Annotated in this window: 6 protein-coding genes; 5 read left to right on the plus strand and 1 reads right to left on the minus strand. The window is 47.8% G+C overall.

Annotated elements, in window-relative coordinates; all coding sequences use genetic code 11:
• Positions 1 to 19 precede the first annotated feature (19 nt).
• Positions 20 to 1,576: an ABC-F family ATP-binding cassette domain-containing protein gene (locus V6669_RS13530; protein WP_017688769.1), complete on the plus strand. Its 1,557-nt coding sequence runs from the start codon at positions 20 to 22 to the stop codon at positions 1,574 to 1,576.
• A 452-nt stretch (positions 1,577 to 2,028) separates the two neighbouring features.
• The gene (locus V6669_RS13535; RefSeq protein ID WP_338594327.1) at positions 2,029 to 7,254 is read left to right on the plus strand and encodes an S-layer homology domain-containing protein; all 5,226 of its coding nucleotides are present in this window, start codon (positions 2,029 to 2,031) and stop codon (positions 7,252 to 7,254) included.
• Between the two features lie 191 nt (positions 7,255 to 7,445).
• Here the strand turns inward: V6669_RS13535 and V6669_RS13540 are convergent, their stop codons facing one another.
• Positions 7,446 to 8,006 (minus strand): NAD(P)H oxidoreductase, encoded by a 561-nt coding sequence (locus tag V6669_RS13540; RefSeq protein ID WP_338594328.1) that lies wholly within the window; start codon positions 8,004 to 8,006, stop codon positions 7,446 to 7,448.
• A gap of 177 nt (positions 8,007 to 8,183) precedes the next feature.
• Here V6669_RS13540 and V6669_RS13545 point away from each other — a divergent pair, with 177 nt between their 5' ends.
• From V6669_RS13545 to cysI, 3 genes are all read left to right on the plus strand, one after another.
• Positions 8,184 to 8,573, plus strand: a complete 390-nt coding sequence (locus V6669_RS13545) for a winged helix-turn-helix transcriptional regulator (protein WP_280523071.1) — start codon at positions 8,184 to 8,186, stop codon at positions 8,571 to 8,573.
• Between the two features lie 218 nt (positions 8,574 to 8,791).
• Positions 8,792 to 10,627, plus strand: a complete 1,836-nt coding sequence (locus tag V6669_RS13550) for an assimilatory sulfite reductase (NADPH) flavoprotein subunit (protein WP_338594331.1) — start codon at positions 8,792 to 8,794, stop codon at positions 10,625 to 10,627.
• 53 nt (positions 10,628 to 10,680) lie between these two features.
• Positions 10,681 to 12,402 carry an assimilatory sulfite reductase (NADPH) hemoprotein subunit gene (cysI, locus tag V6669_RS13555; RefSeq protein ID WP_338594332.1) on the plus strand — a complete coding sequence of 574 codons (1,722 nt, stop codon included), beginning with the start codon at positions 10,681 to 10,683 and terminating at the stop codon, positions 12,400 to 12,402.
• The last annotated feature ends 186 nt before the right edge of the window (positions 12,403 to 12,588 follow it).

Consider the following 12,588-nt stretch of genomic DNA (forward strand, 5'->3'; position numbering starts at 1 on the left):
TATAGAAAAGGTGTCATGAATGAGCATATTAAATGTAGAAAAATTAAGTCACGGTTTTGGTGACCGTGCTATCTTTAACGACGTTTCATTCCGCCTGTTGAAGGGCGAACATATTGGTCTGATCGGGGCCAATGGTGAAGGTAAATCCACCTTCATGAACATTATTACAGGAAAACTTCAGCCGGATGAAGGCAAGGTGGAGTGGTCCAAACGGATGCGTGTTGGTTATCTGGACCAGCATGCTGTATTGAATAAAGGCCAATCGATCCGTGACGTACTTCGCGGCGCGTTCCAGTATTTGTTCGACATGGAACAGGAAATGAATGATATGTATGGCAAAATGGGCGATGTTACCCCGGAGGAACTTGAACAACTTCTTGAAGATGTGGGTACGATTCAGGATACATTGACAAACCAGGATTTCTACATGATCGATGCCAAAGTGGATGAAACCGCACGTGGTCTGGGTCTGACGGATATCGGTCTGGATAAAGACGTCAATGACCTGAGTGGTGGACAGCGTACCAAAGTACTGCTTGCCAAGCTGCTGCTGGAAAAACCCGATATTTTGCTCCTCGATGAGCCTACGAACTATTTGGATGAATTGCATATCGAATGGCTGAAACGTTATTTGCAGGAATATGAGAATGCATTTATCCTCATTTCTCACGATATTCCGTTCCTGAACAGTGTAATCAACTTGATCTATCACATGGAGAACCAGAATCTAACTCGTTATGTTGGCGATTATGATCATTTCCAGGAAGTGCATGAGATGAGAAAACAGCAGCTGGAATCGGCGTACAAGCGCCAACAACAAGAGATTGCTGACCTCAAGGATTTTGTAGCGCGTAACAAAGCAAGTGTAGCTACACGTAATATGGCGATGTCCAGACAGAAGAAACTCGACAAGATGGATGTCATTGAGATCGCCAAGGAGAAACCGAAACCGCAGTTCAACTTCCGTGATGCAAGAACATCCGGCAAGCTCATTTTCGAAACCAAAGGTCTTGTAATTGGATACAACGAACCGTTGTCCAGACCACTGGATCTGCGTATGGAGCGTGGGCAGAAGATCGCCCTTGTTGGTGCGAACGGAATCGGTAAAACAACCCTGATGCGCAGTATTCTGGGTGAAATTCAAGCTCTGGAAGGAACCGTTCAACGCGGTGAACATCTGGAGATTGGTTACTTCCAGCAAGAGATGAAGGATGCCAACTACAATACGTGTATTGAAGAGATCTGGCAGGAGTTCCCTTCCTATACCCAATTCGAGGTGCGTGCTGCACTTGCAAAATGTGGTTTGACTACAAAACACATTGAGAGCAAGGTAGCTGTACTAAGTGGTGGCGAGAAAGCCAAAGTGCGTCTCTGTAAGCTAATCAATAATGAAACCAACCTGCTTGTGCTCGATGAGCCGACGAACCATCTGGACGTTGATGCCAAGGAAGAGTTGAAACGTGCGCTCAAGGCTTACAAAGGCAGTATTCTTCTAATCTCCCACGAACCGGAATTCTACCGCGATGTAGTTACGGAGACTTGGAACTGTGAGTCGTGGACAACAAAAGTATTCTAAACAGAGGTTGTTCAAAAAGTCCGCTTTTGATTACGAATCACGCTTCGAGCTTGCGAATAAGCTCGAAGCGTGAGAAAAGGCGCGAATTTTGCTTGCAAAACAGGCAGAACTCGCGCCTTTTTTGCGTGGTTTTAACGAAAAATGTTTGAGCCCAATTCACAGTTGACAGCTGGAATAAGGCAATAATATAATTCAAGAAAGCGATTACATTTATATATTAAAAACCTGTTTCACTGCATAGGGGCAAGTAAGAAACGGTATTCCGTATGGGTATCATTGCACTTAGAAGGGAGACGGGTCTTTTTTTGCGCTCCAATGAAACCGGTTTCATTAAAATAAGGAGGTGGAGCACGCTTTGTACTGACCGCCGGCTGCTGAGGATAGCCTGAACAACAACACCGTGCCTTCATGAACCATGCTTTCATCTTTCACGCCAAAGGAGAGAATGAACATTGGATAAACTCAGGAAACCCATGATATTTATGTTATCTGCAACACTTGTGCTGTCTTCGGGACCGTTGATGCTGCCTAGTAAGGCGTATGCCGATCTGAACAGTATACCCGCCACGTTGTTGCAGGACGATTTTTCGGATGGGAATTTCACGGAATCACCCGCATGGAACGTAAGCACAGGCAACTGGGAAGTATTCGCTGACCCGACAGATGCGTCCAACTTCACGCTTTTCCAGAGCGATACCAATGAAGGCATCATCTCTACTGGAGACTCCATGTCGGACATGACCGTGTCCATGCGCTTTTATACGGGAGCTGGTCAGGGGTATCCGGGAATATTGCCGCGGTTTCAGGATAAGAGCAACTTTTACTATTTTCAAATGCAGGTCCCCAATAATAAACTCGTTTTCTCCAAACGTGTGAACGGAACAGATACTACTTTGAAAACGGTGGACTATGCGTTTGCCAAAAATACATGGTACACACTCAAAGTAGTGTTATCAGGTACGACCATTCGCGGGTATATCGTGGAAAACGGCTCCGATCGGTTGGTATTTGATCTGGTCGATCCTACATACGGGTCAGGTACCGTGGGCATTCGGAATAAGTGGCAGTCGGTACATGCAGATGACGTGATCATTGCCGAGCAACCGCTTGGGAACGATGTTCAGCTCTCCATCGCTGAGCAGACGGCGTCTTCGGTTTCATTGCAATGGTCTGAAATCGCGAGTGCATCAACCTACCGCTTGTACCGTTCCTCTACGCCTGAAGGCGGTTATTCTCTGGTAACCAATACCGGGACTTTGGGACACACGGATGAAGGATTGAGCGGGGATACGGTGTATTATTACAAGCTGGCTTATGAATACGGAGGCCTAACCGAATCATTATGGACTGCTCCGCTGGAAGTTCGGACGACTGCGGCGGCACCACAGGCTCCTGGCGAATTAAAGGCCGAAGCACTCAACGCAACGAGCGTGAAGCTATCTTGGTCCGCCGTGGACAAGTCAACGGGTTATCGCGTGGTTCGGGCCGAAGCTGGCAGTGACCAGTATGAGCAGATATACGAAGGGAAAGGGCTCATATTCACGGATATTGCACTTGAGCCGGGCACCCGCTACAGCTATCGTGTGACGGCCTTTAATGCAGCTGGTGAGTCAGCATTCTCCGTTGCAGAAGCTACTACGTACTCCATTGACTCTCCTGCAGAGTTTGCTGCCACAGCTGTGACGGATACTTCAATCTCTCTGGGGTGGAATGCCCTTGCTGGATCTGATGTAACGTATACACTCTCGAGGTCTACCAGTGCTACGGGTACGTATCAGCAGGTCTATAGTGGCAATGAAAACACGTTTAACGATAGCGGTCTGACGATGGGCACAGGATATTTTTACATCATCCAGGCGACCGTGGACGGCGTAACTTCTCCAGCATCCGCACCGTTGGGTGTTGCCACAGTTCGCACAAGCATTACACCAGGGCAATTGTGGCCAGATCTGGACGGGAAACCGATTGATGCGCATGGGGCTGGGTTTTTCTATGATGAACAGACGGAGACCTATTACTGGTATGGCGAATATCATAAGGGCGGCTGGCCAGCTGTTGGTGTGCGTGTGTATTCATCGAAGGATCTGATGAACTGGACTGACGAGGGCATGGCTCTGACGACGCTTCAATCGATGGATGATTTTAACAATGACCCACTGATTTCCGAATTGTATGCAGGACGCGAAGACAAGGTGGATATCTGGGCAGATATTCGCAAAGGACGGATCATTGAACGACCAAAGGTCATCTACAACGACAAAACGAAGAAATACGTGATGTGGGCCCACATGGATGGAGACAAGGACCCTTATAACGATAATGCGAACTACGGTAAGGCGAGAGCCGGTTATGCGATCAGCGACTCTCCAACAGGGCCTTTTGTGTATCAGAAGAGTTACCGGATGGACAGAGCTCCGGAAGGGGAGAAAGATTATTTCCCAAGCGACCGGGGTATGGCACGTGACATGACGTTGTTTAAGGATGATGACGGTACCGGTTATCTGATCTACTCCAGTGAGGAAAACCTGACGCTCTATATCTCCAAACTGAATGAAGACTATAGTGACGTAACAGGGTGGCATAAGGAAGGACGAACGGATGACAAAGGCAATCCGGTACGAGATTCCACCTATCAGGCGGAATACGGCGTAGATTACGTGCGTGTGTTCCCGGGAGGGCAACGTGAAGCACCGGCGATGTTCAAGTATCAGGGGAAATATTATATTTTGACTTCCGGAGCTTCCGGCTGGGCCCCTAACGAAAACAAAGTGACGGTTGCGGACAACATCTTTGGCCCATGGTCAACGCAGACCAATCCGTTCGTGCGTACGTTGCCAACAGATCCCGATCCAGGCAAGGCATTTGGCACACAGACCACTTCCGTCATTCCGGTCGATCCTGAAAAAGGCAAGTTCATTTACGTGGGGGATACGTGGAATGGTGGCAACTTCTCGAATGATGCTGCAAAATACGTGTTCTTGCCAATTGAGTTTGGAATAGGCTCGGATATCGCGATCAAGTGGTATAACAGCTGGACACCTGATCTGCTGAATTCGATGGGAAAGGTAGATATTGCTGATCCGTTGCCAGAAGCCGTGGCGCTAGGCAAAGTACCATCCCTGCCAACAACATTGAATGTGCGCGAGGGTGGAGCACTGGTATCAACGCCAGCAGTATGGACGATTGATAACCGGGCCATGACGGCAGAAGATTTTGCTAAGCCAGGACCGCTTACGTTGCAGGTAACGACACCGGAATATAACAACAAAAAGCAGGTGGTTCGTGTAAACGTCATTCCAGAGAATGCACTATATTTTGTGAATAGCGGAGGTTACGAAACGGCTGATTACAATCTCATGGGTGCCTATATGAAAGGAACACTTGCCAACCCGGGAACGGCGGACCAGATGTACGCTCCGGCAGAGGGTCGCAATTGGGGGTATACCAGCGCAGATGCACTGTCATCCGGTTCAAATGGCGGAGATATATTCTCGACCGTACGTTATCTGAACGGTGGCAATGTCAGCAATTCACCTAAAGGCACGGACTTAACCTATAGATTTGATGTGCCAAACGGGACATACGATGTGTACGCCGGATTCAACGATCCGTGGACCAATACATCGCGCAGAGCAAATTTCATCATCAATGGCACCAATACCGGTGCAGTTACTTTTACGCCTGCCAGTGTTAGAGCCCACAAAGGCATCAGCGTGTCGGACAACAAGCTAGAGTTGACCGTGCGTAATACGGCATCGGAGGACCCGATGATTAGTTGGATTATGATCGTTAAACCTGACGCTGTACCACCTGCAAATGATAGTGCTGGCCTTAATGCTGATGCGTTGGATTCAACAAGCGCAACGCTTCACTGGGATGCTCATCTTGGTGCAGCAAGCTACAAGCTCTACCGCTCAGATCGTGAGCAAGGTGAGTACAAGGTGGTCTATAGCGGCAATGGACGGGAGTACACGGACAGTGAACTGAACCCCGGCACGGAATATTATTACAAAGTGGAAGCTTTTGATGCGACGGGGCAATCCGTGAGAGGTGTATCTTCCGCTTATCAGGTGCATACGGCTCAGCAGAGCGCTGTCGATGTAGCTACAAGCATTACAGCATTGGAACAGCCTTCCGCAGGTGCAAAAAAACTGAAGATACCATCCGTGCCACAAGGTTTCACGGTGAAGATCGCTTCCAGTTCGGTACCGTCCGTCATTCAAACCGATGGAACGATTATCCCACCATCTAAGGAAACAACAGTAACATTGGAGTTGGAAATTACTCGAACTTCTGACGATAGTAGAGCCCTGACTGTACCGTTGACGGTGAAGGTGCTCGCATCTGTTCCTTCCCCTGGAGGTACGGACCCTGGTTCGGGCGGTAATCCAGGCGGCAATTCCGGTGGGAATTCAGGAAATGGTCCTGGTTCAGGCAACAATGGTGGACAATCAGGAAGTGGAAGTCCAAGTGCAGAGAATGCTGCACCACAGCCTAAACCTGAGAAAGACCGTTCAGTTCTGGAATTGCTGGGACAGTCTGACCAGAAGGGTGTAGTGCAGTCCAACGTAGATGTTTCAACGATTAAAGAGGCTTTTCAAGTTGCACCCTCAACAGATGCTGGTCAGCGCTTGGTTGAACTTCGGCTGAAGCCGGTTTCGGGAGCAACGGCATATGAAGTATCTCTGCCTGCCTCTGCGTTAATAGATCAGGGTGAGTCACATGTGTTCAACATTGTTACAGAGCTGGGGATGTTGGAGCTTCCTGCGACACTGTTAACGCAGGATATCGTTGGTGATGGGGTTGCATCAATCCGATTGGTCAGAACGGAGTTACCAAAAACAGTCGCAGATCAGCTTGGCACGAAATATGGAGTCCAGCTTGAACTTCAAATGGATGGTCAACCATGGCCATCGGAAAGCGAGTTGATAGTTCGTCTGCCTTACCAATCATCACAAAATGCTCAGCAAAATCGGATTGTAGCATTTGCCATTGGTGCGAACGGTGTGGCAACCCCGTTGCCGCAAAGTTACTACGATCCAAAAAGCGGACGGCTTGTATTTTCCGTAACATCACTCACAGGAAATTATGCTGTTGTGCCTGTAGAGCAGACATTCGCAGACCTTGCAGAAGTGCAGTGGGCCAAGAAAGCAATGGAGGCTTTGGCTGTCAGAGGTGTAATTGATGCAGAGTTAAGCGGTGATTCCACGCAGTTACATCCAAAACAGGAGATGACCCGCGGCCAATACATGCAATGGTTGATGACTGCGCTGGGTTTGAATGTTTCTTCCGGGAATGCGTTTTCTGATGTAAACGAAAAGGCTCCGTACTACGAAGCAGTTACAGCTGCGCGTTCGCTAGGTATCACCAGTGGTACCGGTGACGGGCGCTTCTTGCCAGAGTCCACGATCACTCGTCAAGAGATGATGACGTTGACAGTGAGGGCACTTGCGGCTGCTGGACTGGTTGACTCCGAGACGGCTGCAACAGATAACCTTACTCGTTTCCGCGACGTTTCCGAAATTCGCTCCTATGCCAGGGATAGTGTGGCATTACTTGTGGATCTGGGCATCGCCCACGGGTACAACGGTGAGGTGAAACCTCTTGCCGAAGCGACCCGAGCCGAATCGGCTACGTTGTTATATGCGATGATGAGCAAACTGGTATGGAAGAAATGATGATACACCAGAATCGTAGCGTGTGAAAAAGAAGGCTTACTTTGACCTCGGACACAGGTTGGAGTAAGCCTTCTTCATTGTACGCCAGCCATGGGCGAAAAGTCATTTACACAACGAACGAGTATATTCATGTCGTTTTACAGTTGTTATCTGTGATTTAAATGAATGTTATCTGTAATTTTTGCGAATTGTTAATTGTAATGTTTGCCGATTTGGTATGCTTGCTCCAGCAAGCTTTCGATATGTTCTTTGGATTCTGAAATGGTTTCATAGAGGAATTCAACTCGGGATGCCTGCATTCTTGCATAACCCGCGATCCCATTATTCAGATAATTGGAAATCATGTTGTAATAGTCGTATTTATGGAACGAAGCCTCTGTCCCCCCAGCTAGTGCAATCCACAGTGCCTTTTTGGAGTTTGCCTTGTTCAGCAGCCCCATGTTCCATACCTTGTCCAGATAAGCTTTGAGCATGGAGGGAACGTTGTACCACCAGATCGGGAAAACAAATACAATGGCATCAGCCGCAAGCACACGATCCAGCTCTTTGCGAATCACAGGGGCATGCTGTTTATCGGGATTTTGCCAGTCTCTCTCATCTTCTACACGATATAGGGGATCGAATCCGTCATGATATAGATCGAGGATATCGATTTCATGGGAATTCTCCTGCATACCTTCTATAAAACGATTCATCACGGCAAATGTTAGGGAATCTTGTCTTGGGTGAGTAACGACCAGTTTAACTTTCATGTAGGAGTAACCATCCTTTTTTCTTTTTATTTTGGTTAAACATTCTGACCAATGTTATTATAAGTTTCATGACATCTCCTTGAGAAGTACGCACCTGAGAGTGCTGTAGATACTTTGGGGTTCTTCGGTTACTTTTAATAACGGATATACATATATGTGAATTATGGGGGAGTACAAATGGAACAAGAAATGAAAAAATATGAGAGTGGTGTGCAGGCGATGCTGGAACTGGTCGGTGGAAAATGGAGGATTCTTATTCTGCATCAGCTGATATCAGGTAAAAAACGAACAAGCGAACTTCGCAGAGCCATTCCTGGCATTACCCAGAAGGTCCTAACCCAACAGCTGCGTGAACTGGAAAAGAATGAAATCATCCATCGGATCATTCATCCTCAGATTCCGCCCAAGGTAGAGTATGAGCTGACAGAGTACGGCTTGACACTACAGGACATCATTGACCGCATATGTCTGTGGGGAGAGAATCACTTGGACAGAGTATACGGAGATAAAAGCAGAGTCCTAGGAGATCATTTTAGTGACTATATTCCACTTTCAACTTCAACTTGAGCTGGCCGCCAAATTAAAATTAAAACAAAACCGTCCATGTTTTGAAAAGGAGGTTTTTTGTTGTTTTTTGTCCTTTATCAGCGAAACTGATAAATGCTATAAAATCATTGAAATTGACCCTCAACACCCGGTGTGTTAGGTTTTAGAGAGAAGAAATTAAATTAATGTGATGATTTTAGTCGGAATTAAAATCGAAGCAATGCGCGAGGTGGCAAACAGTGGAACTTCAAGTGACAAACAGCCCTTTTAATCAAGAACAAGTTGAACTGCTTAATCGTCTTATTCCTACATTGACCGATGGACAACGTACTTGGTTGAGCGGATATATTGCAGCAATTCAGGCAAGCGCGACAATAGCGGCTCCAGCTAACCTGGTACAGGCTGCACCCACTACAGGTATTGCACCTGTCAGTGCTCCGCCCGTATCACGGGAAGTTACCGTGCTCTTCGGTTCACAAACCGGGAATTCCAGTGGCCTATCGAAAAAGCTGGCCAAGAAACTTGAAGAGCAGGGTCTTCAGGTAACGTTGTCATCGATGGGAGATTTCAAACCGAACGGACTCAAGAAAATTGAAAATCTTCTCATCATCGTCAGTACGCATGGCGAAGGCGAACCACCAGATAATGCGATTCCGCTGCATGAATTCCTGAACAGCAAACGGGCTCCGAAGCTTGAAGGACTTCGTTACTCGGTGTTGGCTCTGGGAGATACCTCCTATGAGTTCTTTTGTCAGACAGGTAAGGACTTCGATAAACGATTGCAGGAATTGGGTGGTACAGCCCTTGTACCACGTGTGGACTGTGATGTTGATTTTGATGAAGCAGCTGCGGAGTGGATGAATGAAGTACTGGCATCCTTAAGCAGTACATCTGCTGGTGCGAGTACGGTAACCACTGAGGCTGTCACAGCTGCGGTGAGCGGCGGGGAATCCGAATATGATCGCACGAACCCATTCAAAGCTGAAGTGTTGGAGAATCTCAATCTGAATGGCAGAGGATCGGACCGTGAAACACGCCATATTGAGTTGTCTTTGGAAGGCTCCAGCCTGGATTACGAGCCTGGTGACAGCCTTGGGGTATTCCCTGAGAATCACCCGCGCCTTGTTGATGAATTGATTGCAGCCATGGGATGGAATGCCGATGAGCGCGTGACCGTAAATAAAAATGGGGATCAGGCATCTGTGCACGAAGCGTTGCTGCGTTATTTTGAAATTACAGCGGTGACGAAACCGGTGGTAGAACAACTTGCGAAACTGAATCCTGGGAGTGGCCTGACAGCGTTACTCGCAGATGATTCCGAATTCCGCACGGTCATGAATAGCTGTGATCTGCTGGATCTGGTTCAGGACTATAATCTGAAAGGGATTCCTGCATCAGAATTCGTAGCTGTTCTTCGCAAAATTCCGGCACGTCTGTACTCCATAGCGAGTAGTTCGAAGTCTTTCCCGGATGAAGTTCATCTTACCGTTCGTACGGTACGTTATGAAGCGCGTGGCAGAGAACGTTACGGTGTATGCTCGGTACATCTGGCTGAACGAATCGAAGCTGGGAACACCCTGCCTGTATATATACAGCATAACCCGAATTTCAAGCTTCCTGAGAATCCGGATACACCGATTATCATGGTTGGCCCAGGTACAGGTGTAGCGCCATTCAGATCTTTCCTTGGTGAGCGTGAAGAAACAGGAGCAGAGGGCAAGACATGGCTGTTCTACGGAGATCAGCATTTCTCCACCGATTTCTTGTACCAGACGGAATGGCAACGTTGGCTCAAAGATGGTGTACTCACGAAGATGGATGTAGCCTTCTCACGTGATACGGAACAGAAAGTGTATGTACAACATCGTATGCTGGAACACAGCAAAGAACTGTACCAATGGCTTCAGGAAGGTGCAAGCGTATATATCTGTGGCGACGAGAAAAAAATGGCACATGATGTGCATGCTGCGCTCACCACGATTCTTGAACAAGAAGGCGGTTTATCGCCTGAGCAGGCATCGGAATATCTGACACGGTTGCAGCAGGAGAAACGTTATCAGCGGGACGTCTATTAATAACCGGCCCAGCCGGATTGCACCATCCCGCAGAGACGAGAGGAGAAAGCAGCATGGTTTATAATAACTTACTTAACCCACAGCGCACGAATAGTGATGTGGAAGATATAAAGATCAAAAGTGATTACTTGCGCGGAAGTCTGACCGAAACGTTGGCTGATCGTATCACGGGGGCTATTCCAGAGGACGACAACCGTCTGATGAAACACCACGGCAGTTATATGCAGGATGACCGTGACCTGCGCAATGAGCGTCACAAATCCAAGCTGGAGCCTGCATACCAATTCATGTTGCGTGTGCGTGCTTCCGGTGGGATTGTAACCCCGGAGCAGTGGTTGATGATGGACAGAGTGGCACATAAATATGCAAATGAGACGATTCGTCTGACCACACGTCAGTCTTTCCAACTGCATGGTGTACTGAAGTGGGATCTTAAGAACACCATTCGCGAAGTGAACGATTCGTTGCTAAGCACACTGGCTGCATGTGGTGACGTAAACCGTAACGTGATGTGTAACCCGAATCCGAATCAATCTGATGTGCATGCTGAAGTGTATGAGTGGGCATGTCAGGTGAGCAATCATCTGGACCCTCGTACGCGGGCTTATCATGAGCTATGGCTGGACGGCGAGAAAGTGATTGATTCTCAGGACTCCGACGAAGAAGTTGAACCAATCTATGGCAAAGTGTATTTGCCACGGAAGTTCAAGATCGGTATTGCTGTACCGCCTTCCAATGATGTGGATGTCTATTCACAGGATCTTGGCTTTATTGCTATTGTGGAGAACGGTAAGCTGCAAGGCTTCAACGTTTCCGTTGGCGGCGGTATGGGGATGTCTCATGGTGACGCCAAAACCTATCCTCAGGTGTCCAAAGTCATTGGTTTCTGTACGCCGGAGCAAATGATTGATGTTGCAGAGAAAACAGTTATGATTCAACGTGATTATGGAGATCGTGCAGTTCGTAAACATGCTCGTTTCAAATATACGCTGGATGATCGTGGTGTGGAGTGGTTTGTCGAAGAGCTGACCACCCGTCTGGGATGGAAACTGGATGCGGCACGTCCGTATCATTTCGAGACAAACGGAGATCGATATGGTTGGGTAAAAGGTAATAATGGCAGATGGCACTACACGCTGTTCATTCAGAATGGCCGGGTAAAAGATGTAGACGGCTATCCGCTCATGACGGGTCTACGTGAAATTGCCAAAGTGCATACGGGTGATTTCCGTCTGACTGCCAATCAAAATCTGATCATCGGTAATATCAGCAGCCAGAAGAAGAAAAAGATTGAAGCACTTATTCAGCAGTATAACCTGACTGATGGAGCACATTACTCTGCCCTGCGCAGAAGTTCTATGGCTTGTGTTGCGCTTCCAACCTGCGGTCTTGCGATGGCTGAGTCCGAACGTTACTTGCCGTCCCTGATCGATAAACTGGAGCCTGTACTTGACGAAGCCGGGCTGAGAGACGAAGAGATTGTCATTCGGATGACGGGTTGCCCGAACGGATGTGCAAGACCAATGCTGGCGGAGATTTCATTTATCGGTAAAGCACCAGGGAAATACAATATGTATCTTGGTGGCAGCTTCACCGGACATCGTCTGAATAAGCTGTACAAAGAAAACATTGGGGAAGCCGAGATTCTGGACACGTTGACTCCAATGGTGAACCAATATGCCAAAGAGCGCTATGAAGGTGAACATTTCGGAGACTTTGTCATTCGTGCGGGCTATGTTCCTGAAGTGTTGGATGGTCGACAATTCCACGCTTAATTGACCGGGTCAGATGAACGAAGTTAGGACAGATTTAGGGACGGAAGCATTCCTTATGGGGTGCTTCTTGTTTGTTATATATGGAGTGAATAGAGGTAACGTTAGTTGCTGCTGAGAGATTTATGAGAGGATAAACTGAGGCTAATCTTCAAATGGAGATGGATAATCACCGCAGTTACTCCCATA

This window comes from Paenibacillus sp. Y5S-9 (genome assembly GCF_036894235.1).
In the GTDB taxonomy this organism is placed as follows: domain Bacteria; phylum Bacillota; class Bacilli; order Paenibacillales; family Paenibacillaceae; genus Paenibacillus.

Coding starts and splice junctions, on each gene's coding strand:
- V6669_RS13530 (WP_017688769.1), top strand. CDS start 20: ATGAGCATATTAAATGTAGAAAAATTAAGTCACGGTTTTGGTGACCGT.
- V6669_RS13540 (WP_338594328.1), bottom strand. CDS start 8,006: ATGAAAGTTAAACTGGTCGTTACTCACCCAAGACAAGATTCCCTAACA.
- V6669_RS13545 (WP_280523071.1), top strand. CDS start 8,184: ATGGAACAAGAAATGAAAAAATATGAGAGTGGTGTGCAGGCGATGCTG.
- cysI (WP_338594332.1), top strand. CDS start 10,681: ATGGTTTATAATAACTTACTTAACCCACAGCGCACGAATAGTGATGTG.